This is a genomic window from Streptomyces sp. NPDC040432 (assembly GCF_055595445.1).
The window spans coordinates 65,586-90,689 of sequence record NZ_JBVIVP010000015.1 but is presented as its reverse complement, the minus strand read 5'-3'; the positions used below and the strand labels follow the sequence as shown (position 1 = coordinate 90,689).

At 73.3% G+C, this 25,104-nt stretch carries 25 protein-coding genes; 8 read left to right on the top strand and 17 right to left on the bottom strand.

Features of this window, described 5'->3' with window-relative positions; all coding sequences use genetic code 11:
- The 3 genes from ACZ58N_RS26510 to ACZ58N_RS26500 all read right to left on the bottom strand — a co-directional run bounded on the left by ACZ58N_RS26510 (position 1) and on the right by ACZ58N_RS26500 (position 3,655).
- Entirely contained in the window at positions 1-1,485 is a 1,485-nt protein-coding gene (locus ACZ58N_RS26510; protein WP_471164574.1) for a membrane-associated oxidoreductase, read from the bottom strand.
- 77 nt (positions 1,486-1,562) lie between these two features.
- Complete coding sequence (locus ACZ58N_RS26505) at positions 1,563-3,107, bottom strand: MFS transporter (protein ID WP_471164571.1); 1,545 nt, start codon at positions 3,105-3,107, stop codon at positions 1,563-1,565.
- Positions 3,107-3,655 carry a TetR/AcrR family transcriptional regulator gene (locus ACZ58N_RS26500; protein WP_471164568.1) on the bottom strand — a complete coding sequence of 183 codons (549 nt, stop codon included), beginning with the start codon at positions 3,653-3,655 and terminating at the stop codon, positions 3,107-3,109. The genes ACZ58N_RS26505 and ACZ58N_RS26500 overlap by 1 nt, the downstream gene beginning before the upstream one ends.
- A gap of 102 nt (positions 3,656-3,757) precedes the next feature.
- Between ACZ58N_RS26500 and ACZ58N_RS26495 the strand changes: the two genes are divergently transcribed.
- A complete protein-coding gene (locus ACZ58N_RS26495; RefSeq protein WP_471164566.1) occupies positions 3,758-4,285 on the top strand; it encodes an HAD domain-containing protein in 528 nt (175 codons plus the stop codon).
- 114 nt (positions 4,286-4,399) lie between these two features.
- Here ACZ58N_RS26495 and argH read toward each other — a convergent pair whose 3' ends face one another.
- Positions 4,400-5,827, bottom strand: a complete 1,428-nt coding sequence (gene argH / locus ACZ58N_RS26490) for an argininosuccinate lyase (RefSeq protein ID WP_471164564.1) — start codon at positions 5,825-5,827, stop codon at positions 4,400-4,402.
- 282 nt (positions 5,828-6,109) lie between these two features.
- On the opposite strand from argH, the gene ACZ58N_RS26485 reads away from it, so the two are divergent.
- Both ACZ58N_RS26485 and ACZ58N_RS26480 read left to right on the top strand, forming a co-directional pair.
- Positions 6,110-7,627 (top strand): hypothetical protein, encoded by a 1,518-nt coding sequence (locus ACZ58N_RS26485; RefSeq protein ID WP_471164561.1) that lies wholly within the window; start codon positions 6,110-6,112, stop codon positions 7,625-7,627.
- 163 nt (positions 7,628-7,790) lie between these two features.
- Positions 7,791-8,495: a L,D-transpeptidase family protein gene (locus ACZ58N_RS26480; RefSeq protein ID WP_471164756.1), complete on the top strand. Its 705-nt coding sequence runs from the start codon at positions 7,791-7,793 to the stop codon at positions 8,493-8,495.
- A 47-nt stretch (positions 8,496-8,542) separates the two neighbouring features.
- On the opposite strand, the gene ACZ58N_RS26475 is transcribed toward ACZ58N_RS26480, so the two are convergent.
- The 7 genes from ACZ58N_RS26475 to ACZ58N_RS26445 form a co-directional block, all read right to left on the bottom strand.
- A complete protein-coding gene (locus ACZ58N_RS26475) occupies positions 8,543-9,079 on the bottom strand; it encodes an arginine repressor (protein ID WP_389707140.1) in 537 nt (178 codons plus the stop codon).
- Positions 9,080-9,086: 7 nt separating this feature from the next.
- A complete protein-coding gene (locus tag ACZ58N_RS26470; protein WP_471164558.1) occupies positions 9,087-10,298 on the bottom strand; it encodes an acetylornithine transaminase in 1,212 nt (403 codons plus the stop codon).
- On the bottom strand, positions 10,295-11,248 hold the full coding sequence (gene argB, locus ACZ58N_RS26465; protein WP_471164556.1) for an acetylglutamate kinase: 954 nt from the start codon (positions 11,246-11,248) through the stop codon (positions 10,295-10,297). Before argB ends, ACZ58N_RS26470 begins: the two co-directional genes overlap by 4 nt.
- Entirely contained in the window at positions 11,245-12,417 is a 1,173-nt protein-coding gene (gene argJ, locus ACZ58N_RS26460) for a bifunctional glutamate N-acetyltransferase/amino-acid acetyltransferase ArgJ (RefSeq protein ID WP_471164553.1), read from the bottom strand. Before argJ ends, argB begins: the two co-directional genes overlap by 4 nt.
- Positions 12,418-12,487: 70 nt before the next feature.
- On the bottom strand, positions 12,488-13,516 hold the full coding sequence (gene argC, locus ACZ58N_RS26455) for an N-acetyl-gamma-glutamyl-phosphate reductase (protein WP_471164550.1): 1,029 nt from the start codon (positions 13,514-13,516) through the stop codon (positions 12,488-12,490).
- 377 nt (positions 13,517-13,893) lie between these two features.
- Positions 13,894-14,742, bottom strand: a complete 849-nt coding sequence (locus ACZ58N_RS26450; protein WP_471164548.1) for an SGNH/GDSL hydrolase family protein — start codon at positions 14,740-14,742, stop codon at positions 13,894-13,896.
- Entirely contained in the window at positions 14,729-15,304 is a 576-nt protein-coding gene (locus ACZ58N_RS26445) for a PadR family transcriptional regulator (protein WP_471164545.1), read from the bottom strand. The genes ACZ58N_RS26450 and ACZ58N_RS26445 overlap by 14 nt, the downstream gene beginning before the upstream one ends.
- Positions 15,305-15,393: 89 nt before the next feature.
- Here ACZ58N_RS26445 and ACZ58N_RS26440 point away from each other — a divergent pair, with 89 nt between their 5' ends.
- The gene (locus ACZ58N_RS26440; protein ID WP_471164542.1) at positions 15,394-15,828 is read left to right on the top strand and encodes a nuclear transport factor 2 family protein; all 435 of its coding nucleotides are present in this window, start codon (positions 15,394-15,396) and stop codon (positions 15,826-15,828) included.
- A gap of 47 nt (positions 15,829-15,875) precedes the next feature.
- Here ACZ58N_RS26440 and ACZ58N_RS26435 read toward each other — a convergent pair whose 3' ends face one another.
- A complete protein-coding gene (locus ACZ58N_RS26435) occupies positions 15,876-16,328 on the bottom strand; it encodes a hypothetical protein (RefSeq protein ID WP_471164540.1) in 453 nt (150 codons plus the stop codon).
- Positions 16,329-16,524: 196 nt separating this feature from the next.
- Between ACZ58N_RS26435 and ACZ58N_RS26430 the strand changes: the two genes are divergently transcribed.
- Positions 16,525-17,070, top strand: coding sequence for a chitin binding peritrophin-A domain-containing protein (locus ACZ58N_RS26430; protein ID WP_471164539.1), 546 nt, complete (start codon positions 16,525-16,527; stop codon positions 17,068-17,070).
- On the opposite strand, the gene ACZ58N_RS26425 is transcribed toward ACZ58N_RS26430, so the two are convergent.
- Together ACZ58N_RS26425 and ACZ58N_RS26420 are read right to left on the bottom strand one after the other, a co-directional pair.
- Positions 17,028-17,840: an N-acetyltransferase gene (locus ACZ58N_RS26425; RefSeq protein WP_471164536.1), complete on the bottom strand. Its 813-nt coding sequence runs from the start codon at positions 17,838-17,840 to the stop codon at positions 17,028-17,030. The genes ACZ58N_RS26430 and ACZ58N_RS26425 overlap by 43 nt on opposite strands.
- 31 nt (positions 17,841-17,871) lie before the next feature.
- Positions 17,872-19,335, bottom strand: a complete 1,464-nt coding sequence (locus ACZ58N_RS26420; protein ID WP_471164534.1) for an aminotransferase-like domain-containing protein — start codon at positions 19,333-19,335, stop codon at positions 17,872-17,874.
- On the opposite strand from ACZ58N_RS26420, the gene ACZ58N_RS26415 reads away from it, so the two are divergent.
- Positions 19,334-20,368: a DMT family transporter gene (locus ACZ58N_RS26415; protein WP_471164531.1), complete on the top strand. Its 1,035-nt coding sequence runs from the start codon at positions 19,334-19,336 to the stop codon at positions 20,366-20,368. The two genes, ACZ58N_RS26420 and ACZ58N_RS26415, sit on opposite strands and share 2 nt — an antisense overlap.
- Positions 20,369-20,430: 62 nt before the next feature.
- Positions 20,431-20,628 carry a DUF1918 domain-containing protein gene (locus ACZ58N_RS26410; RefSeq protein WP_281209903.1) on the top strand — a complete coding sequence of 66 codons (198 nt, stop codon included), beginning with the start codon at positions 20,431-20,433 and terminating at the stop codon, positions 20,626-20,628.
- A gap of 14 nt (positions 20,629-20,642) precedes the next feature.
- Here ACZ58N_RS26410 and ACZ58N_RS26405 read toward each other — a convergent pair whose 3' ends face one another.
- Positions 20,643-21,914 carry a glycoside hydrolase family 10-like protein gene (locus tag ACZ58N_RS26405; protein WP_471164528.1) on the bottom strand — a complete coding sequence of 424 codons (1,272 nt, stop codon included), beginning with the start codon at positions 21,912-21,914 and terminating at the stop codon, positions 20,643-20,645.
- Positions 21,915-22,068: 154 nt separating this feature from the next.
- Between ACZ58N_RS26405 and ACZ58N_RS26400 the strand changes: the two genes are divergently transcribed.
- On the top strand, positions 22,069-22,971 hold the full coding sequence (locus ACZ58N_RS26400; RefSeq protein ID WP_471164525.1) for a 3-hydroxybutyryl-CoA dehydrogenase: 903 nt from the start codon (positions 22,069-22,071) through the stop codon (positions 22,969-22,971).
- A gap of 60 nt (positions 22,972-23,031) precedes the next feature.
- On the opposite strand, the gene ACZ58N_RS26395 is transcribed toward ACZ58N_RS26400, so the two are convergent.
- Positions 23,032-23,568, bottom strand: a complete 537-nt coding sequence (locus ACZ58N_RS26395; protein WP_471164524.1) for an NUDIX hydrolase — start codon at positions 23,566-23,568, stop codon at positions 23,032-23,034.
- Between the two features lie 53 nt (positions 23,569-23,621).
- A complete protein-coding gene (locus ACZ58N_RS26390) occupies positions 23,622-24,959 on the bottom strand; it encodes a transcriptional regulator (protein WP_471164522.1) in 1,338 nt (445 codons plus the stop codon).
- Between the last annotated feature and the right edge of the window lie 145 nt (positions 24,960-25,104).

Below are 25,104 nucleotides of genomic sequence, written 5' to 3'. Positions count from 1 at the left end.
TCACTGGCGTTGGAGGGACCGGCTGACGCCCGCCGCCGTCGTGGTGGCGAGGATCCAGCCGGTCACGATGAGCAGGTACGACAGCCACTGGTACCAGCCGCCCGGCGCGTACGCCGACTCCTGGCCGAAGCCGACGATCGGCACCATCAGGTCGATCGTGTAGAAGACCGCGTTGAAGTCGGGGGCCTCCCCCGGTTTCAGTGCCCTCGGCGGGCGCAGTCCGTAGGCGATCGCCCCGGTCATCAGCAGCGCCGCGAGCCATCCGGCCGCGCGCAGCGGCCGGAAACCGTAGCCGACGGTGACGTCCTGGAGCAGCCCCCACAGTCGCGCGGGCCGGGGCAGGGTGCGGCGGTGCCGGCGGAGCTTGGCGAGCTGCACGGTCCGGGCCGCCGTCTCGTCGCCGACCGTACGGTAGGCCGCCGCCAGTTGTTCGTAGGCGTACGGGAGGTAGCCGGACTCCTCCCGTTCCAGGGCGGGCAGCCGGTCCGTGGCGGGCAGGTGGGGGGCGAGGGTGCGGTAGGTGAGGCCGTCGATGCGGATCCGCGACGGCCAGGTTCCCGGCGGCACGTGCAGGAGGTCGATCTGGGAGCGGCGCAGGTTCACGTCGCCCTCGACCGTGGGGCAGGCACGCAGCCATACCTCCCCGATGGCGCAGCTGGAGGCGCGCAGCGCCACCGCGCCGGGGTTGCGCAGGCGGGCGTGGGCGAGGTTGAGCTGGCCCGGTATGCGGGAGCCGGTGAGGTTGATCCGGCCCCGGAACTCAGCCCGCATCGCCCGCAGGTCGCTGCCGACGGTGAGGTTCTCCGCGTGCAGGGCGGTGTCCCCGGGCGCCAGCAGCCGGGCGTCGTCGAGGTTGAGCAGGCCGGCGACGGTGGAGCCGTTGGCGCGGGTCTCGCCGTGCACGGTGACCCCGACGGCGATGACGTCAGCGCCTATCTCCGCATGGTTGACCTGGAGCGGAGGCTCCGCCGCCTCCTCCGGGTCGCCCTCGCCCGGGAGGACTCCGATGACCGACCTGGACAGGAAGAGGCCGCCGGCGATCCGGGCCCCGGAGAGCCGGACCGGTCCGGTGAGGCGGCAGCAGGACAGTTTGAGCGCGACGTCGAAGCGGGCCATGCCGGCGGTCAGGCCGGGGAGGGTGGAGTCGTTGACGACGAGGGACCTGAGCTGGGCCCCGTAGAGCACGGGTCGGCGTTCGAACCAGCAGGCCCGCAGCCGGACGGCGTGCTCGACGACGGCGTACTTGAGGTTCAGCGGGCCGGTGATCCGGGCGCCCCTGAGGTTGAGTCCGGGGACCCGCCCCTCGACGCGGGGGCCGTCCAGCAACAGGGCGGTGAGCACGTCGCCGCGCACGGTCCGCTCGGGGCCCCAGGTCGCCCCGCCGGCCCCGGTCTCGTCGGGATCCGTCCGGAAATCGACGCGAACGCCGCGCGGGAAGGCTTCCCATACGCGGCGTTCGGCCGGGGTCAGGTCGTTGATCTCCATCGCCGGGATGGTGTCCCGGCGTTCCGTGCGGTGTCAACCACGTTCGGGGCGGCTCCCCTTGACGTGCGGACGGCGGGTCAGTGCTCCAGTCCGTCCTGGAGCCGCTGGCCCCTGAGGAGGAACCAGGCGGCCGCGGCGGTGGCCAGGAGGACGGCCGCGCCGACGCCTGAGGCGAGCCGCAGGCCGTCGACGAAGGCCTCCTGGGCGGAACCGACCATCTGCGAGGCGGTCAGCGGGTCCAGGGACTTCGCGGCCTCCACCGCACCGCCCAGTGACTCGTGCGCGGCGTCGGCGACGGGGGCGGGGACGCCGGCGGGGGCGGTGAAGCTCTGGTAGACGCCGGTCACGATGGAGCCGAGCAGGGCGATGCCGAGCGCGGCGCCGAGTTCGTAGGCGGTCTCGGAGACGGCCGAGGCGGATCCGGCCTGTTCCTTGGGGACGCTGGAGAGGATCACGTCGGCGGTGACGGTGAAGGAGAAGCCCGCGCCGAGGCCGACGACGAGCAGGGCGGCGCCGAGCAGCGGGTAGCCGGTCTCCTTGTGGATCACGGTGAGCGCGGCCAGGGCCAGGCCGATGGCGGCGAGGCCGCCCGCGACGATGCCCCGTACCGAGTACTTGCGGGCGTAGCTGCCGGCGACGAGACCGGTGACGACCGCGCCGATCGCGGCGGGCAGTTCGGCCAGTCCCGCTTCCAGGGGGTCCCGGCCCTGCACGAGCTGGAGGAACTGGGAGAGGAAGAAGACCAGGCCGGAGAGGCCGAACACGGTGAGGAGGTCGGCGAGGACCGCGCCGGAGAAGCCGCGGTGCTTGAAGAGCCGCATGTCGAGGAGCGGGGACGGCAGGGTGAACTGGCGCCGGACGAAGGCGTACAGGCAGCCGGCTCCGATGACGGCGGCGGCCCACACGCCCCAGGTGAGGCCGTGGGTGGCGACTTCCTTGACGGCGTAGACGACGCCGATGATGCCGACGAGCGACAGGGCGACGCTGACCAGGTCCCAGGGGCCGGCCACCGGGTTCTTGGATTCGGGCAGGAGCTTGATGCCGACGAGCACCAGTGCGATCATGACCGGCAGGTTGATCAGGAAGACCGAGCCCCACCAGAAGTGCTGGAGGAGGGCTCCGCCGACGACCGGTCCGACGGCCGCGCCCGCCGAGGCGGTGGCGCCCCAGATGCCGATGGCGAGGCTGCGTTCCTTCGGGTCGTGGAAGATGTTGCGGATCAGCGCGAGGGTGGACGGCATCAGGGTGGCGCCGGCGACGCCGAGCAGGGCCCGGGCGACGATCATCATCTCGGGGCTCGTCGCGTAGGCGTTGAGGACCGAGACGGCGCCGAAGGCGGTGGCGCCGACGAGCAGCAGCTTCTTGCGTCCGATGCGGTCGCCGAGGGAGCCCATGGAGACGAGCAGTCCGGCGATCACGAACGAGTAGATGTCGCCGATCCAGAGCAGTTGCGTGCCGGACGGCTTGAGGTCCTCGCTCAGGGCAGGGGTGGCGAGACCGAGTACGGTGGCGTCCACCGCGACCAGCAGCACGGCCAGGACGAGCACGGACAGGGCGAGCCAACGTCCGCGACCCGCGCCCTCCGCTCCGGTCCGCCGGTTCAGCTGTTCGGTACGGCTCATCACTCCACACTCCGTCGTGCGCCACCGAGCAGCAACTCGATGATCATGTACTGGAAGTCCTTGGCGGCGACCCGGCCGTCCATCACGGCCCAGGCGCAGGCGCCGATGAGGCCGTAGAGGGCCTCCGTCAGCCAGGCGGTGCTCAGGTCGATCCTGATGTCGCCCTCCTGTTGGCCGCGCCGGAAGAGCGCGCTGACGCGGGCGTCGAGGCGGGCCCATCCCTCGTTGACCTGGTCGCCCTCGAAGAGCTGGTTCTCGGTGACGAGGAAGGCCAGCAGTTGGGCGTTCGGTTCGGCCTCGGCGACCAGGCGCCGCAGCGCGTCCACCGCCGTGTCCTCTTCGAGGCGGGCGTTGTCGAAGGCGACCTCGAACTCGCGGATGCCGAGTTCCTCCAGGGCCCGTACGAGGGCGTCCCGGCCGGCGAAGTGCCGGTGGAGGGTCGCGCGGCCGATTCCGGCGGCGCGGGCGACCTCGTCCATCGTCGCGGTCGATTTGCGGGAAAGCAGGGCGGCCGCAGAGCGGAGCACCTGGTCACGATCCATGGCCATGAGACGAGCATAACCCGAATGAGACGTTCTCGTCTCATTCGATCGATGGGTCAACCCGAAAATGAGCTGCCGGCCCCGGCGGCCGAAAGGAATTCTTGCGCGATGAGATCAAGGAAGCCACTGCTGCTGATCGACGTCGACGGCCCGCTGAACCCGTACGCGGCCAAGCCCCAACGCCGCCCCGAGGGCTACAGCACGCACCGGATGCGCCCCACGGGCTGGCGGGAGTCCGAGAGCGCGAAGCCGCTGCGGGTCTGGCTGAACCACGACCACGGAGCCGAGCTGCTGGCGCTGGCGGAGTCGTACGAACTGGTCTGGGCGACGACCTGGAAGGACGAGGCGAACGACTGGATAGGCCCGCACCTGGGACTGCCCCGGCTGCCGTTCATCGACTGGCCGCAGATGCACGGCCGGGCGCCGCGCGGCACGTTCTGGAAGACGCAGTACGTCCTGGAGTACGCGGGCGGGCGGGAGTTCGCCTGGATCGACGACGACATCGGCGACGCCGACCGGGAGTACGTCGAGGCGCGGCACCCGGCGCACGCGCTGCTGATGCGGATCGACGAGCGGTACGGCCTGCTACGGGAGGACTTCGACGCCCTGGCCTCCTGGGCCGAGGACGGGCACTGATCCCGGTCCCCACGCGGAGGGGGTGGGGAGCCCCGCCGACCGCCGACGCGGAAGGGGCGGGCGGGAGCACGGTCGGCTCCCGCCCGCCCCTTCGGGCACGGCCCCCAGGGGGGACTACTGCTTGTGGATCGCCCAGGCGTGCTGGATGACCAGGTCCGCCTTCAGCTCCGTGAGCTGGATCGCGACGGCCGAGGGGGCGGTGCCGCCCCGGCCGTTGCGGGAGGCGAGCGCGCCCTTCACGTTCAGGACGGTCCGGACCTCGGGGGTGAGGTGCTCCGAGATCTTGGCGAACTGGTCGTCGGTGAGCTGGTCGAGCTCGATGCCCTCGCCCTCGCACACCTTGACGCACTCGCCGGCCACCTCGTGCGCCACCCGGAACGGGACGCCCTGCTTGACCAGCCATTCCGCGATGTCGGTCGCGAGGGAGAAACCGGCCGGAGCCAGCTCCTCCATCCGCTCCCGGTTGACCGTGAGGGTCGCCATCATGCCGGTGAAGGCGGGGAGGAGGACTTCCAGGGTGTCGCAGGAGTCGAAGACCGGCTCCTTGTCCTCCTGGAGGTCACGGTTGTAGGCCAGCGGCAGCGCCTTGAGCGTGGCGAGCAGACCGGTCAGGTTGCCGATGAGCCGGCCCGACTTGCCGCGCGCCAGCTCCGCGATGTCGGGGTTCTTCTTCTGCGGCATGATCGACGAGCCGGTGGAGAAGGCGTCGTGGAGGGTGACGAAGGAGAACTCCTTCGTGTTCCAGAGGATGATCTCCTCGGCGATCCGGGAGAGGTTGATCCCGATCATCGCGGTCACGAAGGCGAACTCGGCGACGAAGTCGCGGGAGGCCGTGCCGTCGATCGAGTTGCCGACCGAACCCCGTTCGAAGCCCAGGTCGGCGGCCACCTGCTCCGGGTCCAGGCCCAGCGAGGAGCCGGCCAGCGCGCCCGAGCCGTACGGGGAGACGGCGGTGCGGGTGTCCCACTGCCGCAACCGCTCGGCGTCCCGGGACAGGGGCTGCACGTGGGCCAGTACGTGGTGGGCGAAGAGGACCGGCTGCGCGTGCTGGAGGTGCGTGCGGCCCGGCATCGCCACGTCCGGGTGCGCCTCGGCGAGGCCGATCAGGGCGTCCTGGAGGTCGGCGATCAGCCCGCCGATGATCCGCGCGTGGTCGCGCAGGTACATCCGGAAGAGGGTGGCCACCTGGTCGTTGCGCGAACGGCCGGCCCGCAGCTTGCCGCCGAGGTCGGCGCCGAGCCGCTCCAGCAGTCCCCGCTCCAGGGCGGTGTGGACGTCCTCGTCCGCGACGGTGCCCACGAAGGAGCCGTCGGCGACGTCGGCTTCGAGCCGGTCCAGCCCGGCCGTCATGCGGTCGAGTTCCTCGGAGGTGAGCAGACCCGCCTTGTGCAGGACGCGGGCGTGGGCGCGCGAGCCGGCGATGTCGTACGGGGCGAGCCGCCAGTCGAAGTGGACCGACGCGGAAAGCTTCGCGAGGGCCTCGGAAGGGCCATCGGCGAACCGGCCGCCCCAGAGCCGGACGTCACCGTTGTTGCTGCTCACAGCTACTGCTCCTCATGAGGGTGGTGGTGCGACGGCCTCCCCGTCGCGGAGGTTGCGGGGAGACCGTCCCGTACTGCGTGGTGAGAACGACCGGGATCGGGCGAGGTCGCGGCGTGCGGCGATCCTCGGAGCGGGACCGAAGATCTCGATGAACCCCTGGGCCGCACTGGGTCCGGCATGGTTCACCCAACGACAGGCATAACTATGCACTGCTCTGCATGTTTCGTCAATCGAGGGAATATCGGGAGGTCAGCCCCCACCCGACGGACCTAGGCTGCGCCCATGCAGCCACCCCCGCCCCTCGACCCCACCCGGTTCCGCTCCCCCGCACAGCGTCCGCTCCACGAGCCGGACTCCTCGCGGCGCCTCGACGGTGACGGCCCGCAGGCGTGGCGGCGGCTGGAGCGCGCGGTGCGGCGCGTCACGGGCCGCGCGCACGACGGCGGCACGGTCGAGGTGGGCGGGCACGAGGGCGCTCCCCTCGACACGGCGATCGACACCGGGAACCCCGACGCCTGGACGATGCTCGACCTCGGGGTCCGCCGACTACTGCCCCACCACCGCCTCGGGCGCGAGCCGGCCGGGATCGCGCTGTGCCACCCCGATGGCCGGGTCAGGGAGGCCGCGGTCCGCGCGGCGCCCGGGCATCCCGAACTGCTGCCGCTCGTCGTCCTGCGCTGCGCCGACTGGGTCCCCCAGGTGCGCGACGCCGCCCGGTCGGTCCTGCTCGCGGCGCTGGGCGAGTCGGGTCCGGGGACCCTGCGGGCGGCGATGCCCATGGCGACGCACGTGCGGGCACGGCGCGAGGGCCGCTGGGCCGTCGAGACGCTCCAGGCGGCACTGCGCGATCCCGCCCACGCGGAGGTCCTGACGGGGCTGTACCGCCACCACCACCTGCCGACCCGGCGGACGGCCGTCCGGATCACCCTCGAAACCACCCCGCCCACTGCCGCCGAGGCGGCCCGGCGGGCCGTCCGGGAACCCGATGCGGTGCTGCGCCGCCTGTGGACGGACGCCGCCCTGGCCGCCCTGGCCGCGCACGGCCCGGACCCGGAGGCCCTCGACGCCCTGTTGGGGGCCCGCTCCGGTTTCGTCCGGGCCTCCGGCGTCACGGCGCTGCGGGCGGCCGGGCGGGCCGGGGAGACCGAGCGTCACCTCGCCGACCCGTCCGCGCTGGTCCGGGCGTGCGCCCGGTGGCTGCTCCGGCAGCGGGACGGGCAGGGCGCCGACGCCCGGGAGCACTACCTGCGGCGGTGCGCCCGGGACCCGTCGCCCGGCGCCGTGCTCGGCCTGGCCGAATGCGCCCGGCGCGAGGATTCCACCGTGCTGGTCGGCCTGTTGGACCACCGCGACGGACCGGTCCGGGCGGCCGCCGTCGCCGCGCTCCGGCAGCTCGGCGGCCCCGGCTCCCGCCCGGAGGTGCTGCGTCCGCTGCTGGACGATCCGGCTCCGGCCGTGGCCCGCGAGGTGACGCTGTCGCTCCTGCCGGTGGCACGGCTGCTGCCGACCCACTGGCTGGCCTCCCGTGCCGGCCGGGACCGGGCCGCACACACCCGTAGGGCCGCCGTGCGCCTGCTGGCCGCGCAGGGGGCGGACGAGGGGCTGCGGGCGGCCGTGGCCCTGCTGGACGATCCCGACCCGGTGCTGCGGCACGTGGCCCTGCCGCTGCTGCGGCGCTGGGACTGGGCGACGACGGCCGCGCGGGGCGGATTCGATCCCCGGGAGCTTGCGGGGTTGTCGCGGCGGTACGTCCTGGAGAACGGCCGGTCGGCCGGCCCGAGCCGGCGTCCCGGGCGGTGAGGCCCGGCCCGACCGGTCGGCGGGCCCGCGCCCGTGTCGTCGCGGGGGTCGGGAGGTGCCGGGGCCCTGCCGGGCCCGGCAGGGGCGTACGGGTGCACCACGGCGGGGGGCGCGGCCTGTCTGCGGGGTGGTCGCCGCTCGGGCCCGTACCGTCCGACGGGTGCTGCGTACCGCCCTCGTCACCGGCTCGCTGATCGCCGCCGCCCTGCTCCCGCAGGGCCCGCCGGCCCCCCACGGACCCCCGCCGTTGCCCGCCCGTCTCGCCGACACCGGCGGCGGGAGCCAACTGATCACCGCCGTCGCGCCCGACGCCGGATCCACCACGGGGCTGCTGACCTGGTGGGACCGGCGCGCCGGCCGCTGGTACGAGGCCGGCAGCGCGCCCGCCCGGTTCGGTGCGAAGGGCCTGACCGACGGCGCGACCCGGACCCAGGGCACGAACACCACTCCGACGGGCCTGTACGACCTCCCGTACGCCTTCGGCATCGCGCACGCCCCGGCCGGAACCTCGTACGCCTACCGGCGGGTGACGGACCGTTCGTGGTGGTGCCAGGACAACGCCTCGGGCAGCTACAACCGTTGGGTCGAGCCGCTGCCCGCCGACTGCGCGGCCACCGAGGCGGAGCACCTCGTGACGTACGCGCGGCAGTACGCCCACGCCCTGGTCGTCGGCTTCAACTACGAGCGGCCGGTACGGGGTCGGGGCGCGGGCATCTTCCTGCACGTGAACGGCAAGGGCGCCACCGCCGGCTGCGTCTCGGTCCCGGAGGGCGCCATGCGCGAGATCCTCCGCTGGGCCGACCCCCGCCGCGCCCCGCACCTGGCGATCGGCACGGGGTCGGGCCCGCTGGACGTGACGCGGTACTGAGACGCCCGCCGGGGCGCCACACGGCGACCCGGCGCCCGCCGCGGGCCTCAGCTCTCCTTCTGGGCCAGCCGCAGGAGGTGGTCGGCGAGGGCCTGGCCGCCGGCCGGGTCGCGGCTGATCAGCATCAGCGTGTCATCGCCCGCGATGGTGCCGAGGATCGCCTGGAGTTCGGCCTGGTCGATCGCCGAGGCGAGGAACTGGGCCGCTCCGGGCGGGGTGCGCAGGACCACGAGGTTCGCGGAGGCCTCCGCCGAGATCAGCAGCTCCCCGGAGAGGCGCCGCATCCTTTCCTCCTTCGCCGACTCCCCGAGGGGGGCCTGCGGAGTGCGGAAGCCGCCCTCGCTGGGCACCGCGTAGATCAGCTCGCCGCCGGTGTTGCGGATCTTGACCGCGCCGAGTTCGTCGAGGTCCCGTGAGAGCGTCGCCTGGGTGACGCTCAGGCCGTCGTCGGCGAGCAGCTTCGCGAGCTGGCTCTGGGACCGGACCGGCTGCCGGTTGAGGATGTCCACGATCCGGCGGTGGCGGGCGGTGCGGGTCTGCGGGACGGACTGGCCGTTCTGCTCGTGTTCCTGCGCGTGACTCATCGTCGTCTCATTCTCCGGATCGTCCCGCTGCGTCGAGGATGCCGGGCAGGGCCTCGACGAACGCGTCCACCTCGGCCTCGGTGATGACGAACGGCGGCATCAGCCGTACGACGTCGGGGGCGGGCGCGTTGACCAGGAACCCGGCCTCCTGAGCCGCCTGCTGCACCTTCGCGGCGAGCGGCCCGGTCAGCACGATACCCAGCAGCAGGCCGGCGCCGCGGACGTGGGATACCAGTGGGTGGCCCCGGCCGTCGAGCAGGCCCTCGATTCCGGAGCGCAGCCGCTCGCCGCGCGCCTTCACCCGGTCGAGCAGTCCGTCGGCGGCGATGGTGTCGATCACGGCGAGGCCGGCGGCGCAGGCGACGGGGTTGCCACCGAAGGTGGTGCCGTGCTGGCCGGGCCGGAGGAGGTCGGCGCTCTCGCCGAAGGCGACGACGGCGCCGATCGGCAGGCCGCCGCCCAGGCCCTTCGCGAGGGTGACGAGGTCGGGCTCGACTCCCTCGTGGGCCTGGTGCTCGAACCACTGTCCGCAGCGGCCGATGCCGGTCTGGACCTCGTCGAGCGCGAGGAGCGTCCCGGTGGCCCGGGTGATCTCCCGGGCGGCCGTCAGGTACCCGGCGGGCGGGACGACCACGCCGTTCTCGCCCTGGATCGGTTCGATGAGGACGAGCGCCGTCTCCTCGGTGACGGCGGCACGCAGGGCCTCCACGTCGCCGTAGGGGACGTGCGTGACGTCACCGGGCAGCGGGAGGAAGGGGGTCTGCTTCGCGGGCTGACCGGTGAGGGCGAGCGCGCCCATGGTCCGGCCGTGGAAGCCGCCCGTGGTGGCGACCATGTGGGTGCGCCCGGTGAGCCGGCCGATCTTGAAGACGGCCTCGACGGCCTCGGCGCCGGAGTTGCAGAAGAAGACCCGCCCGTCGCGGCCGAAGAGCTGGAGCAGCCGCTCGCCGAGCGCGAGGACCGGCTCGGAGGCGTACAGGTTGGAGACGTGGCCGAGGGTGGAGATCTGTGCGGTGACGGCCGCGACGATCGCCGGGTGGGCGTGCCCGAGGGCGTTCACCGCGATGCCGCCGACGTAGTCGGTGTACCGCTTGCCGTCGGCGTCCCGGACCTGGGCGCCCTCGCCGTGCACGAGCGCGAGCGCGGGGGTGCCGTAGTTGTCGGTCAGCGCCCGCTGCCAGCGGGCGCCGTAACCCTCGTTGCCCGTTGCCGTCGTCATGCCGTTCCCCCTTGCTGTTCGTGGTGCCGTGCGGGCCGCGCGTCCTGCTGTCCGTCGGGCACGACCATCGTGCCGATTCCCTCGTCGGTGAAGATCTCCAGCAGGATCGAGTGCTGGACGCGCCCGTCGATCACGCGGGCGGTGCCGACGCCGCCGCGGACGGCGTGCAGGCAGCCCTCCATCTTGGGCACCATGCCGCTCGACAGCTCGGGCAGCAGCTTCTCCAGCTCGCTGACGGTGAGCCGGCTGATGACCTCGTCGCTGTTCGGCCAGTCCGCGTAGAGGCCCTCGACGTCGGTGAGGACCATCAGGGTCTCGGCTCCGAGCGCCGCGGCGAGGGCCGCGGCGGCGGTGTCGGCGTTCACGTTGTACACGTGGTGGTCGTCCGCGCTGCGCGCGATGGAGGAGATGACGGGGATCCTGCCGTCCGCGAGGAGGGCCTCGATCGCGCCGGTGTCGATCGCGGTGATCTCCCCGACCCGGCCGATGTCGACGAGCTCGCCGTCGATCTCCGGGCTGTGCCGGGTGGCGGTGATGGTGTGGGCGTCCTCGCCGGTCAGGCCGACGGCGAGCGGCCCGTGCTGGTTGAGCAGCCCGACCAGCTCGCGCTGGACCTGGCCGGCCAGAACCATCCGTACGACGTCCATGGCTTCCGGCGTCGTGACGCGCAGGCCCGCCTTGAACTCGCTGACCAGGCCCTGCTTGTCGAGCTGGGCGTTGATCTGGGGTCCGCCGCCGTGCACGACGACGGGCCGCAGGCCGGCTTGGCGCAGGAAGACGACGTCGGTGGCGAAGGCGGCCTTCAGCTCCTCGTCGATCATGGCGTTGCCGCCGAATTTGATCACGACGATCTTGCCGTTGTGCCGGGTGAGCCAGGGCAGGGCCTCGATGAGGATCTCCGCCTTGGGCAGGGCCGTGTGCTTGCGGGCACTTCCGGTGGCGGCGCTCATGAGGAGTACGCGCTGTTCTCGTGGACGTACTCGGCCGTCAGGTCGTTGGCCCAGATGACAGCGGACTCGGCGCCGGTGGACAGGTCCGCGGTGATGCGGACCTCGCGGCCCTTCATCGAGACCAGGTCCCGGTCCTCGCCGACGGAGCCGTTCCGGCAGACCCAGACGTCGTTGATGGCCACGTTCAGCCGGTCCGGGTCGAAGGCGGCCTTGGTGGTGCCGATGGCGGAGAGCACCCGGCCCCAGTTGGGGTCCTCGCCGTGGATGGCGCACTTGAGCAGGTTGTTGCGGGCGATGGACCGGCCGACCTCGACCGCGTCGTCCTCGGTGGCCGCCCCGATCACCTCGATGCGGATGTCCTTGCTCGCCCCCTCCGCGTCCCCGATCAGCTGACGGGCGAGGTCGTCGCAGACGGTCCGCACGGCCTGCGCGAAGTCCGCGTACGCCGGGACCAGGCCGGAGGCGCCGGAGGCCAGCAGCAGCACTGTGTCGTTGGTCGACATGCAGCCGTCGGAGTCGATCCGGTCGAAGGTGGTGCGCGTCGCGTCGCGCAGCGCCTTGTCCAGGGTGGCGCTGTCGAGGTCCGCGTCGGTGGTGAGCACCACGAGCATGGTGGCCAGGCCCGGGGCGAGCATGCCCGCGCCCTTGGCCATGCCGCCGACGGTCCAGCCGTCCTGGCCGGCGGTGGCCGTCTTGTGGACGGTGTCGGTGGTCTTGATGGCGACGGCCGCGGCCTCGCCGCCGTCGGTGTCGAGGACCGACGCGGCCGTGTCGATGCCCGGCAGCAGCTTGTCCATGGGGAGCAGTACGCCGATCAGGCCGGTCGAGGCGACCGCGATCTCACCGGCGTTGAACTCGATGCCGAGACCCCGGGCGTTCAGGGCTTCGGCGGTCCGCTCGGCGGTGGCGTGGGTGTCCTGGAAGCCCTTGGGGCCGGTGCAGGCGTTGGCGCCGCCGGAGTTGAGGATGACGGCGCCGACGGCGCCGCCGCGCAGGACCTGCTCGGACCAGTGCACGGGCGCGGCCTTGACGCGGTTGGAGGTGAAGACGCCCGCGGCTGCCAGTCGCGGCCCGTGGTTGACCACGAGGGCCAGGTCGGGGTTGCCGTTCGCCTTGATCCCGGCGGCGATGCCCGCCGCCGTGAATCCCTGTGCTGCCGTGACGCTCACTGCATCTCCTTGTTCGTTCCGCCGCTGCGGCGGGTGTCGCCGTCGCCCGTCCGGCGCTGCCGGACGGGGCTCACGGGGCGACTCCGATGGCGGAAAGTCCCAGCGCCTCGGGCAGGCCGAGGGCGATGTTCATGCTCTGCACCGCGCCGCCGGCGGTGCCCTTCGTCAGGTTGTCGATCGCGCTGATGGCGATGATCCGTCCGGCGGCCGTATCCAGGGCGACCTGGATCTGGACGGCGTTGGAACCGGTGACGGCCTTGGTGGTCGGCCAGCTGCCCTCGGGGAGCAGCCGGACGAACGGTTCGTCGGCGAACGCCTTCTCGTAGGCGGCGCGCAGGGATTCCGCGGTGGTGCCGGGGAGGGCCTTGGCCGAGCAGGTGGCGAGGATGCCGCGCGGCATGGGCACGAGGTTCGGGGTGAAGGAGACGCTGACGCGCTGCCCGGCCAGCGGCGAGAGGTTCTGCACCATCTCGGGGGTGTGCCGGTGCACGCCGCCCACCCCGTAGGGGGTCGCCGTGCCCATCACCTCGGAGCCGAGCAGGTTGGCCTTGAGCGCCTTGCCCGCGCCGGAGGTGCCGGTGGCGGCGACGATCACGGCCTCCGGTTCGGCGAGTCCGGCCTGGTAGGCGGGGTACAGGGCGAGGGAGACGGCCGTGGGGAAGCAGCCGGGTACCGCGATGCGCCGGGATCCTTCCAGGGCGGCCCGGCCGCCGGGGAGTTCGGGCAGGCCGTAGGGCCAGGTGCCGGCGTGCGGGGCCCCGTAGAAGGCGTCCCAGTCGGCGGAGTCCTTCAGTCGGTGGTCGGCCCCCATGTCGATGACGAGGACGTCCTCACCCAGTCGGGCGGCGACGGCGGCGGACTGGCCGTGCGGCAGGGCGAGGAACACGACGTCATGGTCGGCGAGGACCTCGGGGGTGGTCGGCTCCAGGATCCGGTCGGCGAGCGGCGCGAGGTGCGGCTGGAGCAGGCCGAGGGGCTGGCCGGCGTTGGAGTTGCCCGTCAGCGCGCCGATCTGCACCTCGGGGTGCGACAGGAGCAGGCGCAGGACCTCACCGCCCGCGTATCCGCTCGCACCGGCCACCGCTACACGTACCACCATCGGATCCTCCTCATCGATGGCATGACTATACGTAGCCCCGCACTTTTATGCAAAGCCCGTATGTCGCCCGCGCCGGCCGGGTGCGACGACATCGGAGGCGATGCCCATGCGCCCGTCGGAGGAGTGGCCGTCGGGGCGCGGACCTCCATTCTCCCGCTCCGTCGGACGCCGGGCAGTCCGGCTCCGGCAGCCCCGCTCCGGCAGCTCGCGACGACCCCCGGGGCGGCGGACCCGGCCGGCGGGGATCCCTACCCTTCCGGACGCCCGATCCACGCCCCACCGGGCGCCCGACGCGGCCCTTCCGCCGTCCGACGCGGACCTTCCCGCCGCCGGACGCGGGCCCCCGCCGTCCGGTGTGCGCCTGGCGCCGCCCGGGCCTACGGGGTCCCCGGCGCGGGTTCGGCGACGCCGGGCGCGGACTCCGTGACGGCGGGTGCGGGGGCCGCCGCGCCCGGAAGCACGGGCAGCAGGTCCGGACGCTTCGCGGTGCGCCCGTCGCCGGAGGAGCGGCCGCGCAGCCGGCGTCCGAGCCAGGGCCCGAGGAAACCGGCGGCCCAGGCCACCTCGGTGGAGACGGTCCGCAGGGCGGAGGGGGCGGGGCGCGGCGGCAGCGGGTGGGACCAGCTGTCGTCGCTGCCCGGCACACCGAGGGCCTCCGCCAGGGCGGCGGCGATCCGCGCGTGGCCCAGGGGCCCGGCGTGGAGCCGGTCGACGGCCCACAGGCGCGGGTCGGCCCCGACGTCGGACAGACCGGTCTCGGCGACCACGACCCCGTGCCGGGCGGCCGCCTCGCGGATGTGGGCGTTGAACGCGAGCAGGCGGGGGCGCAGCGGTCGGGCCGCGGGGGCTATCCGGCCGATGTCGGGGACGGTCGCCGTGGCGACCTGCGCCCCGGCGGCGACGAAGGCCGCGAAGGCCTCCTCCAACCGGCCCGCCACCCGGGCCGCGTCGAATCCGGGCCGGAGCAGGTCGTTGACCCCGGCGATGACGGTGACCAGATCCGGGCGCAGCGCCAGCGCCGGCTCCACCTGTTCGGCGACGACCTGTCCGGCGAGCCGGCCCCGGACGGCGAGGTTGGCGTACAGCAGGCCGGGGTTGGCCGCCGCGAGGTGCTCGGCGAGCCGGTCGGCGAAGCCCCGCAGGCCGGTGGTGTCGTCACCGTCGCCGACCCCCTCGGTCTGGCTGTCGCCGATGGCGACGTAGCGCGCGTACTCAGTCCTCGACATGGGCGGTTCCCCCTTCGCGCAGGCGCAGCACGGCGGCGGCCCGCAGGCACCAGTCGCGGTGGCCCTGCTCGAAGGCCAGACCGCGCAGGCAGGTCAGATAGGCGCCGGCCCGGGGGCCCGTACGCAGGTACTCCTCCTCGGCCGCGTCGCCGCGCAGGTTGCGCAGCAGCTTGCCGAGGAACTCGATCTTGCGGTCGGCGGCGACCGCCCGCTCCTCCAGCTGCGCGATCACCGCGGTGCCGCCGATGCTGTCGGACGCCTGGACCTTGACGAGGAGGTCGTCGCGGATGACGGAGGTCCTCACGTCCGCCACGGCGAACGCCTCCAGTTCGGCCCGACCGGCTTCGGTGACCTTGAACAGTCGTTTGTTGGGACGGGATTCCTGGATCACCTCCCGACCCGCGACGAGCCCGGCCTTCTCCAGCTTGGCGAGTTCCGCGTACACCTGCTGGGGCAGGGCGTGCCAGAAGTTCGCCACGCCGACGCCGAACTCCTTCGCCAGTTCGTACCCGCTGTACTCGTCGTCCAGCAGCGCCGCGAGTACGGCATGCCGCAAGGCCATCGAGGCTCAGCCCCTTCCCTTTTCCGGTCCGTCAGCCGCATGATACTCAAGAAAGTGATTAGTCATATTGATGAGTAGGAGGAGGGGTCATGGAGACTGCCGAACGCTTCCGCGCCGCCGTCGAGAAGGGGGACCTGGGAGCCCTGGACGACCTGTTCACGGACGACATCCGGCTCTACAGCCCGGTCAAGTTCAAGCCGTTCGAGGGCAAGGCCATGGTCATGGGCCTCTTCGGGGTCCTGCTGCGCACCTTCGAGGACCTCCGCTACCTCGGACGCCTGGACGGCGCCGCCGAGACGAGCGCGGACGGGCACGAGGCACCGTCGGTGATCCTGCCCTTCCGGGCCCTGGTGGACGGCAAGCAGATCCACGGCATCGACCTCCTCCAGTTCGACGAGGAGGGCCGGATCAAGGAGTTCACCGTCATGGTCCGCCCGCAGTCCGCCGTACGGACGCTGGGGCAGGCCGTCCTGACCGGCCTGGTGGCGGACGGCCTCGCACCGGCCCCCGACACGGACGCCTGAGCCCGCGCGGCCGGGGCGGACCCGCCCGGCCGCGCGGCGGTCACCGCTCAGCCCCCCGGCCACCAGAAGCCGGGGACGGCCACCATGACCGCGACCAGCAGCGCTCCGGCTCCGGCCGCCACGGCCCCCGCGGGCCCGCGCCGGGGGTCGGCGGCCGCCGCGAGCCACAGCAGCGCCGCCGACGGGAGGAAGACCACCATCCCGCCGAGGGCGCCGAGCACCGACCAGACCAGGATGACGACCCCGACGATGACGGCGGCCCGCACGAACGAGGCCCGGCGCCCGCCGAGGAAGAGCGGCAGCGCGACGAGCCCGGCCGTCGCGGCGCAGACCACGAGGTAGCACGGCCCGTCCACGAAGGAGTCGAAGCCCAGCACCGACGGCACGGGGAACAGCAGCGCGCACAGGGCGAGCGCGTACTGCCACGGATGGGCCCAGTCCCGCGCCCCGTCGCCGATCCCGGCGTGCACTCCCCCGCCCGTCACCTCTCCGACCCCCACGGTCGCCCCCTCGCCCCGGACCACGCGTCCGGATCCGATGAACACGTTCAACTGAACGCGTTCAAGCTACCGGACGTTCGCGCGCGAGCCGGCCGGGGACACCGTTGTGCCACCGGGAGGCCGTGCATATAGTCACTACGCATCCATCCAGTTACTCATGGTTACAGGGGGAATGGTGTTACGCACCCATCGGGGAATGGCCGCAGCCGCCGCCGGAGCACTGCTCGCACTGGGACTCGCCGCCACGCCGGCCGCAGGGGCGGCCCCCGTCGACAGGTGCGGGGCGGACGGTCGACTGCCGAGGCCCCAGGACCACCGCTTCTACGTGCAGTGCGCCGCCGGCGTCGCCACCGTGCACGCCTGCCCCACCGGTCAGGTCTTCGCCCCCGGCCCACAGGTCTGCGACACACCCGACCGCGTCCGCCCCGCCGTGGCCACGGTGGCGGGCGCCGGGCCGGCGAAGCTCAACGGGCTGCTGTTCGGCGTGAAGAACCTGAACGCCACCGTACGGATCGTCGACGCCCCCGCCGGGATCGACGGCGTGCCCGTCACCTTCACCACCCTCGGCGGGCGTCGGCTGTGCACCGCCGTCACCGACCAGTTCGGGGAGGCGCGCTGCGACAGCCCGCCCCGACTGACGATCCCGCTCGACGAGCTCCTGCGCGGCTACCGGGCCACCTACGCCGGCATCGACGGGATCTACCTCACCTCCTCGGCGACCGCCCCGGTCTCGCTGTTCTGAGTCGAGGCGTCCTCCCCGGTGGCGCCGAGCCCGTGCCGGACCCACACGTTCGGTTCCACGTAGACCGCGTGGCCGCGCTCCGGTTCGCAGTGGACGGGCGCCAACGCCCCGGGCACGTGGACGGGGCCGGGCTCGTCGAAGGGCAGCCCGGTCCACCCGCGCCACTCGTCGAGGGAGCCGTTGATCGTCATCGACAGCGGGGCCACCGAGTCGATCACCCCTCCCGCGCGCACGTGCACCCGCAGCCACGGGTCGTGGGGCAGGCCGTCCTCGCGGGTCCGGTACGCGTACTCCGCCATCGGCGCGTCCGGCTCGGCCTGCTTGCGGTTCGGCCGGACCGGGGCGACCAGTTCGGCGAAACCGGCGGCGCGGGCCCCCTCGCGCATCGCGGCCAGCATCCGGCCCGAGAGGCCCTCGCCCTGTCGACCGGTGGCGACGCTGACCTCGATCGCGCTGAGCGTGTCGGGGCGGACGCCGCGCCGGTGGTCGGAGAAGGCCCACATCAGGACGCGGTCCCAGCCCTGGCCGGGCAGCACCCCGTCCCGGCCGGCCGCGTGCAGGGCGAAGGGCACGGCGTAGGCACGGGCCACCACCTCGTCGCCCTCGGTCGCGACCCAGACGAACTCCGGGAAATCGGTGACGATGCGCGGATAGAGCAGCCACGCCAGCGGGTCGTGCGTGGAGAACTCCGGCCAGGAGTCCTCCATCTCGTGCAGGCGGGAGGCCAGTTCCGGGCAACGGGCCAGCGAGTCGATCTTCATACCGGTCATCCCCGCAGGTTAGGAGCGGGTCCGGGGGCTCTCAACCGATTTGATCCCCGCGGCCCGCCTCCCGGTCCAGGGCCGTCCGCAACCGCCGCACCGCCTCGACGAGTTCACCGGATCCCGGGACGCCGGAGAAGCTGAGTCGGACGTACGGGGCCGGCGGCTCGGCGCAGAAGTAGGGGCGCCCCGGGGCGACCGCGACCCCAGCGCGCAGGGCCGTCGCCTGGAAGTCGGAGTCGTCGCCCGGCCCGCCGGGGCGGACCCACAACTGGTAGCCCCCGGAGGGCAGATGGGGCAGCTCGACCGAGGGCAGATCACGCCTCAGGGCCCCGGCGAGCACGTCCCTCCGGTGGCGGAGTTCGGTGGCGACCGCCCGCAGGTGGCGGGGCCAGGCGGGCGAGCCGACCAGTTCGAGAGCGGCTTCCTGGAGGGGACGGGACACGAAGAAGCTGTCCACGATCTGGATGGCCCGCAGCCTGTCCAGCACGGGTCCGCGGGCGGCGATGGCCCCGACCCGCAGGCTGGGCGAGGTGGGTTTCGTGAGGGACCGGACGTGCACCACCACGGCGTCCGGATCCTCCGAGGCGAGGGTGGCGGGCAGCGGGCCGCTGTCGTCGTGGGCCATGTGGCGGGCGTAGTCGTCCTCCACCACGAAGGCGCCGGCGGCACGCGCGATCCGCAGCACCTCGGGCCGCCTCGCGGCGGAGAGCACCGCGCCGGTCGGGTTCTGGAACACCGGCTGACACACGAAGACCCGCGCGCCGGTGGCTTCGAAGGCGGCGGCCAGCAGCTCCGGTCGAACCCCGTCGGCGTCGACCGGCACCGGTACGGGCCGACAGCCCGAGGAGCGGGCGATGGCCAACAACCCGGGGTAGGTGGGCGACTCGACCAGCACCGGACTGCCGGGCGGGGCCAACGCCCGCAGGGCGGTGGTGAGGGCGCTCTGCCCGCCCGCCGAGATCAGCACGTCGGCGGCGCGTACGGACCCGGCGGCGCCGCCGATCTCCCGGGCGAACCAGTCGCGGAGCTCGGGCAGCCCCTCCACGGGCGGGCGGCCCCACGCCCCCGGCCGGCGCCCCGCGCGGGCCAGGGCGGCCGCCATCGCCCGCTCGGGCTGCATCGAGGGGTGCAGGTAGCCGCTGTTGAGCTCGATGACCCCGGGCTGTGGAGCGGCGAGCGAGATCAGCACCCCGGAGGCGTCCACGGAACGCGGCACGACGTCCCCGGCCCCCTCGGCACTGAGGGCGACCTCCTGCCAGGACGTGTCGGCCGGCGCGAGCGCCGTCGTACGCGGCCGGGCCCGGAACGCCCCGGCTCCGGGTCGAGTGACGACCAGCCCCTCGGCGGCGAGCTGGGCGAGGGCCCGGGTGACGGTGACGGGGCTGACCCGGTAGCGCTCCACCAGCGCCCGACTCGACGGCAGCTTTCCACCGATCGGATAGCGGTCGAGCTCGGACCGCAGGGAATCCGCGAGTTCCGCGACACTGCTACGCTCATACATGACAGCAAAGAATAGCGCTACTCGCTCCACCTCGATAGCGGTCCGGCCCACCGCCGCTCCGGCGACCGGCGCGGGACGCGGTGCGGGCGCAGGCGCGGGACGCGGTGCGGGCACGGCCATTGACTCCGCTCCCGGCACCGGCGCCTCCGACGGCAACGGCACCGCCGGTGACGCGGGTGGTCGCCGTTCGGGCACGCTGCTCGCCCTGCTCGGAGTCGTCGCGTTCTCGCTGACCTTCCCCGCCACCGCATGGGGCCTGGAGAGCTTCGGCCCCTGGTCCCTCGTCGCGCTGCGCAGTCTCCTCGCCGCGGCCATCGCCGGCGTCTTCCTGCTGGCGGGCCGGGTCCGACCGCCCGCCCGTGAGCACTGGGCCGGACTCGCCGTCGTGGCGGGCGGTGTGGTCGTGGGCTTCCCCCTGCTGACCACCCTGGCCCTGCAGACCTCGACCACCTCGCACGCGGCCGTCGTCGTCGGGCTGCTGCCGCTCACCACCGCCGCGCTGTCCGCCCTGCGCACCGGCGCGCGCCCCTCTCGACGGTTCTGGGCGGCGGCCGTCGCCGGCGCCGCGATCGTGCTCGGCTTCACCCTCGCCCAGAGCGGCGGCAGCGTCTCGACCGGGGACGCCTACCTGTTCGGGGCGCTGCTGGTGTGCGCCGCCGGGTACACCGAGGGCGCCCGGGTCGCGCGGACACTGCCGGGCTGGCAGGTGATCGGCTGGGCCCTGGTGCTGTGCCTGCCGCTCAGCGCGGCCGGTTCCGTCCTCGGTCTCGCGTACGAGCCGGTGCACCTCACCGGCCACGGCCTGGTCGGGCTCGTCTGGGCGGCGGCCGGATCGACCTTCCTCGGGCTGTACGTCTGGTACCGCGGCATGGCCGCGATCGGCGCCCCCCGCGCCAGCCAGCTCCAGCTCGCCCAGCCCCTGCTGACCCTGTTCTGGTCGGTGGTCCTGCTGGGCGAGGAACTGTCCCCCGCCACCCCGCTGGCCGCGTGCGCCGTACTGGTCTGCATCACCGCGACTCAGCGGGTCAAATAGCGGCGAACCGACCTAAACTGCTATCACCGGATCGGATCGGACCACCGTCGAGGAGGTTCACCATGCACGCCACCGAGGGCGACCAGATCGTGCAGCACGGCAGGGTGGTCGGGCAGAACGACAAGGTCGGCGAGATCACCCAGATCCTGGGGGAGAACGGAACCCCGCCCTACCGGGTCCGCTTCCAGGACGGGCACGAAGCACTCATGGCTCCCGGACCCGACTGCGTGGTCCGGCACCCCGCCGACCCCGCCCACTGACGGGCGGCCCGGGTTCAGCGCGGCGGCACGGCCGTGGGGTAGTGGTCGGCGACGACCCTGGACATCGCCCCGTTCGGGTCCGCGGCCACCTGCTTCGCCGAGAAGTAGACGTGACCGCGGACCTCCGCGTGGTCCCGGGCCAACCGGACGTGCCGTGACAGCTCCGCGGGGTCCCGCCAGGCGGGCGTGCTGCTGCGGGCGTCGCAGCGGTACAGCGCCTCCCCCACGTACAGGTCGACCCCGGTGCCCCGCACGGTGTCCGCCCACCAGGGCACGAGGGCGGCGTAGTCGGCGCTCGGGTGGCCGATGTGCCAGTACGCCTGCGGCGCGATGTAGTGGACCCAGCCCTCGGTGACCCACTTGCGGGTGTCCGCGTACAGGTCGTCGTACGTCGCCACGCCCGCCCGCGTCGCCGAGCCCAGGGGATCGCGATCGGAGTTGCGCCAGACCGCGAAGGGGCTGACCCCGAACCGCGCGGCGGGACGCACCGCGGGCAGCCTCCGCGACATCTCCCCCACGAGGGTGTCGATGTTGTTCCGGCGCCAGTCGGCGCGCGAGGCGAAGGCGGAGCCGTACTCCTCGAAGGTCGCGTCGTCGTCGAAGTACTGCCCCGTGACGGGATACGGGTAGAAGTAGTCGTCCCAGTGCACCCCGTCCACCGGGTAGCGCTCGACGGCGTCGAGCATCGCCCGCTGCACGAACTCGCGCACCTCCGGCAGTCCGGGGTCGTAGTAGAGCTTGCCGCCGTACGGAACGGTCCAGCCGGGGTTTCGGCGCGCGGGGTGCGTGGCGACCAGCCGGCCGCGGTCGGTGTGGTTGGCGACCCGGAACGGATTGAACCAGGCGTGCAGCTCCAGGCCGCGCGCGTGCGCCTCGGTGACCGCCGTGCCCAGCGGGTCCCAGCCCGGGTCGCGCCCCTGCTGCCCGGTCAGCCACTGCGACCAGGGCTCCCGGGTCGAGGGCCACAGGGCGTCGGCCGCGGGCCTGACCTGGAGGATGACGGCGTTCAGTCGGCGTTCGACGGCGGTGTCCAGCAGCGAGAGCAGTTCGGCGCGCTGCGTCGCGGCCGGCAGACCGCTCCTGGAGGGCCAGTCCACGTTCTCCACGGACGCGATCCACATGCCGCGGAACTCCCGGGCGGGCCCCCGGGTCGCCGCCCGATCCCCCGCCGGCCGCGCCCCCGGCGCCGCGCCCCCGCCCAGCGCGGCCGCGGGGCCGGCCGCCGCCGTGAAGGCCAGCGCACCCGCCGCTCCGGCCAGCAGCTGCCGCCGTCCGATGTACGTCATGTGACGACTCCGTTCCGTTCCGTGACAATGCGTTGCGTGCGCCCAGCATGCCCGCCCCGGCCCGCCACGGAGCTCAACGTCGGGGGTAACGTCGGGGGGCGTGGCGGGCGTCGGAACGCAGTTACCACTGTCGAGTACGGGGGACCCGCGATGGATGAGCAGCGAAAGGCACGACGTGACGGACCTCTCTACCCTCCCGACCGACATCACCCGGGTCGGCGTGGTGGGCTGTGGCCAGATGGGCGCGGGCATCGCCGAGGTGTGCGCCCGCAGCGGTCTTGAGGTGATGGTCGCCGAGACCACCGGCGAGGCGCTGGAGATCGGGCGGACCAGGCTGCACAACTCCCTGACCAAGGCCGCCGAACGCGGCAAGATCAGCGAGGAGGAGCGGGACGCCACCCTGGCCCGCCTCAGCTTCACCACGGACCTCGGCGAGTTCGCCGACCGGGACCTCGTCATCGAGGCGGTCGTCGAGAACGAACAGGTCAAGACGGAGATCTTCCAGGTCCTCGACCAGGTGATCACCCGGCCGGACGCGATCCTCGCCTCCAACACCTCCTCCATCCCGCTGGTGAAGCTGGCCGTCGCGACCTCGCGTCCGGACCAGGTCATCGGCATCCACTTCTTCAACCCGGCCCCGGTGCAGAAGCTCGTCGAGCTGATCCCGGCCCTGACCACCTCCGAGGAGACGGTCAAGCGGGCCGAGACCCTGGTGCGGGACGTGCTCGGCAAGCACGCGGTCCGCGCCCAGGACCGTTCCGGTTTCGTCGTCAACGCGCTGCTCGTGCCGTACCTGCTGTCCGCGATCCGGATGTTCGAGTCCGGCATCGCGAGCCGTGAGGACATCGACAACGGCATGGAGCTGGGCTGCGCCCACCCGATGGGCCCGCTCAAGCTGTCCGACCTGATCGGCCTGGACACCATCGCCTCGATCGCCGACTCCATGTACGCCGAGTACAAGGAGCCGCTGTACGCCGCTCCCCCGCTGCTCCAGCGGATGGTCGACGCCGGCCGTCTCGGCCGCAAGACCGGCTCGGGCTTCTACCCGTACGGCTGAGCCGCGCGGGGCCGCGGCCGGTGCCGGCCGCCGTGCACGGATGCCCCCGGCGGCCGGTGGCTACGGGCGACCGAGCCGCAGGTGGTGCAGCAGGAGCAGCCCGGCCGCCATGTTGGCGGCCGGGATCTCCCCGCGCGCGATCATGTCCGGCACCAGCTTGAGCGGGACCCACTCGCGGCGCGAGGACTCGAACGCGTCCTGCGGGTGCCCGGTCCAGGTCGCGCCGTCGGCCCAGTAGAGGTGGTGTCGGGCGTCCGTCAGGCCGTTGGACGGCTCGACGGTCATCAGGTGGTGCAGCGGGCCCGGTCGCCAGCCCGACTCCTCCTCCATCTCCCGGGCCGCAGCCGACGCGATGTCCTCCCCGTCCTCGACGACCCCGGCGGGGAGTTCCCAGCCCCAGCTGTCGGTGATGAACCGGTGCCGCCACAGCAGCAGCACCTCGTTGGCCTCGTTGACGGCGGTGGCGACGGCGACCGGCCGCAGCCTGATGACGAAGTGGTCCAGGTGCCGGCCGTCGGGGAGTTCCACGTCGGCGAGGTTCACGTCGAACCAGCGGTTCTTGTACACGGTCTGCTCACTCAAGTTCCTCCACTGCACGGTATTGCCACCTTCCGGTTCCGTTGGTGACAACATCGCAGCAGCTCACGCACTCACAGGGGAACGCGCAGCGCGTCGTCGATCAGCTGCGCGGTCTCCTCCACACCCGCCGAGCCGCAGGTCAACAGCTGTTCCCGGACCGTCCGCAGCCGATCGCGAAGGCGCAGCGACTCCATCCCCCTGGCCCGTTCGGCCATTTCGGCCGCCGTCGCCACCGCCCCGTCCGCCTCCCCCTGCCGCAGCTGGATCTCGCAGAGCATCGCCAGCCGGTGCACACGACCCCGGTCGTGCGCCGGGGTGCCCACGGCCTCGACGGCCTGGGCGTGCGCCGCCCGCAGATCGCCGAGGCCCAGCAGTGCCTCGGCGACCTGTACGTTCACCAGTCCGGGCTGCACGTACCCGGTCTCGTCGGGCTCGGCACCGGCCCGGATCCGCCCCGCCGCGGACTCGGCGCGCCGGATGCAGGACAACGCCGCCGCCGTCTCGCCGAGTTGGGCGTACGCCTTGGCCTGCATCGCGTGCAGGTCGGCGGCCAGGGCCGGGGTGGTGTGCCGGCCGGCGGCCCGCAGCGCGGCCTCGGCGAAGGCGACGGCCTGCCGGTGGTCCCGCAGGTGCAGGGACTGGTTGACCAGCAGGGCGATCACGTACGCGCCGAGCCCGCGGTCCCCGCTGGCCTTGGCGAGTCGCAGCGCCTGGTGGAAGTAGCGCTGGGCGAGCCCGTGGGCGTCGGAGTCGTACGCGCAGATCCCCGCCACCGCCACCAGGGAGCCGGCGGCCCGGTACAGCGGGCGTCCGACCGGGTCGGGATAACTGCCGCGCAGCATCGGGGCCGTCTCATTGCCGAGGAAGCGCACGATCCGGTCCCGGGTGGCGACACCGCCGGCCCGCCGGTACATCAACTCGTAGTGCGCGCGGGCGGCCCGCAGGATCTCGATGTGCTCGGGCCCGATCCGGTGCGGCCCCTCACGGGAGACGTCCGCGTCCTCCGGCGGGTTCTCCCACTCCCACACCGGGATCACGGCGTGGGTCCCGGTGACCGCCTCCGCGGTGAGCTGCCCGGGCCGGGCCGCCTCGTCGGAGCGCCACAGCGCGGTGGCCCGGTCGACGAACCCGCTGAGCCGGGTCGTGTGCGGGGCGGGCAGGCCGGGCACGCCGAGCCCGATGTCGTCCAGGGCCACGGGGCGGTGCAGGCGCCCCCCGAGGACCTCGCAGATCAGGTCGGGCACCTGGCCGCGCGGCCGCTGGCCCTTCAACCACCGCGACACCGCGGTGTGTTCGTACCGCAGCGCGAGACCTCGGGTCCGGCCCGCCTGGTTGACGTGCGCGGCGAGTCCGGCGTGGGACATGCCCGCCTCGGCGAGGAGGGCGTCGAGCAGGGCGTTGGGCTGCATGGGCCCTCCAGGGGCTCGTCGGAATTCAGGCTAGCGGGTGGGCACTTCACCGGAGGGGCAGTACGCCCGATTCACACGGGGTGCGAATCGAGTACGCGCATAAATGCGATCCGCACCCTGCCGCGGAGGGGGCCCGACGCGCTTC

What these genes read in the sequence shown, in the direction of transcription:
- ACZ58N_RS26510 (WP_471164574.1), bottom strand. Translation starts at nt 1,485, where the DNA reads ATGGAGATCAACGACCTGACCCCGGCCGAACGCCGCGTATGGGAAGCC.
- ACZ58N_RS26505 (WP_471164571.1), bottom strand. Translation starts at nt 3,107, where the DNA reads ATGAGCCGTACCGAACAGCTGAACCGGCGGACCGGAGCGGAGGGCGCG.
- ACZ58N_RS26500 (WP_471164568.1), bottom strand. Translation starts at nt 3,655, where the DNA reads ATGGCCATGGATCGTGACCAGGTGCTCCGCTCTGCGGCCGCCCTGCTT.
- ACZ58N_RS26495 (WP_471164566.1), top strand. Translation starts at nt 3,758, where the DNA reads ATGAGATCAAGGAAGCCACTGCTGCTGATCGACGTCGACGGCCCGCTG.
- ACZ58N_RS26485 (WP_471164561.1), top strand. Translation starts at nt 6,110, where the DNA reads ATGCAGCCACCCCCGCCCCTCGACCCCACCCGGTTCCGCTCCCCCGCA.
- ACZ58N_RS26475 (WP_389707140.1), bottom strand. Translation starts at nt 9,079, where the DNA reads ATGAGTCACGCGCAGGAACACGAGCAGAACGGCCAGTCCGTCCCGCAG.
- ACZ58N_RS26470 (WP_471164558.1), bottom strand. Translation starts at nt 10,298, where the DNA reads ATGACGACGGCAACGGGCAACGAGGGTTACGGCGCCCGCTGGCAGCGG.
- argB (WP_471164556.1), bottom strand. Translation starts at nt 11,248, where the DNA reads ATGAGCGCCGCCACCGGAAGTGCCCGCAAGCACACGGCCCTGCCCAAG.
- argC (WP_471164550.1), bottom strand. Translation starts at nt 13,516, where the DNA reads ATGGTGGTACGTGTAGCGGTGGCCGGTGCGAGCGGATACGCGGGCGGT.
- ACZ58N_RS26450 (WP_471164548.1), bottom strand. Translation starts at nt 14,742, where the DNA reads ATGTCGAGGACTGAGTACGCGCGCTACGTCGCCATCGGCGACAGCCAG.
- ACZ58N_RS26445 (WP_471164545.1), bottom strand. Translation starts at nt 15,304, where the DNA reads ATGGCCTTGCGGCATGCCGTACTCGCGGCGCTGCTGGACGACGAGTAC.
- ACZ58N_RS26440 (WP_471164542.1), top strand. Translation starts at nt 15,394, where the DNA reads ATGGAGACTGCCGAACGCTTCCGCGCCGCCGTCGAGAAGGGGGACCTG.
- ACZ58N_RS26430 (WP_471164539.1), top strand. Translation starts at nt 16,525, where the DNA reads ATGGCCGCAGCCGCCGCCGGAGCACTGCTCGCACTGGGACTCGCCGCC.
- ACZ58N_RS26425 (WP_471164536.1), bottom strand. Translation starts at nt 17,840, where the DNA reads ATGACCGGTATGAAGATCGACTCGCTGGCCCGTTGCCCGGAACTGGCC.
- ACZ58N_RS26415 (WP_471164531.1), top strand. Translation starts at nt 19,334, where the DNA reads ATGACAGCAAAGAATAGCGCTACTCGCTCCACCTCGATAGCGGTCCGG.
- ACZ58N_RS26420 (WP_471164534.1), bottom strand. Translation starts at nt 19,335, where the DNA reads ATGTATGAGCGTAGCAGTGTCGCGGAACTCGCGGATTCCCTGCGGTCC.
- ACZ58N_RS26410 (WP_281209903.1), top strand. Translation starts at nt 20,431, where the DNA reads ATGCACGCCACCGAGGGCGACCAGATCGTGCAGCACGGCAGGGTGGTC.
- ACZ58N_RS26405 (WP_471164528.1), bottom strand. Translation starts at nt 21,914, where the DNA reads ATGACGTACATCGGACGGCGGCAGCTGCTGGCCGGAGCGGCGGGTGCG.
- ACZ58N_RS26400 (WP_471164525.1), top strand. Translation starts at nt 22,069, where the DNA reads ATGAGCAGCGAAAGGCACGACGTGACGGACCTCTCTACCCTCCCGACC.
- ACZ58N_RS26390 (WP_471164522.1), bottom strand. Translation starts at nt 24,959, where the DNA reads ATGCAGCCCAACGCCCTGCTCGACGCCCTCCTCGCCGAGGCGGGCATG.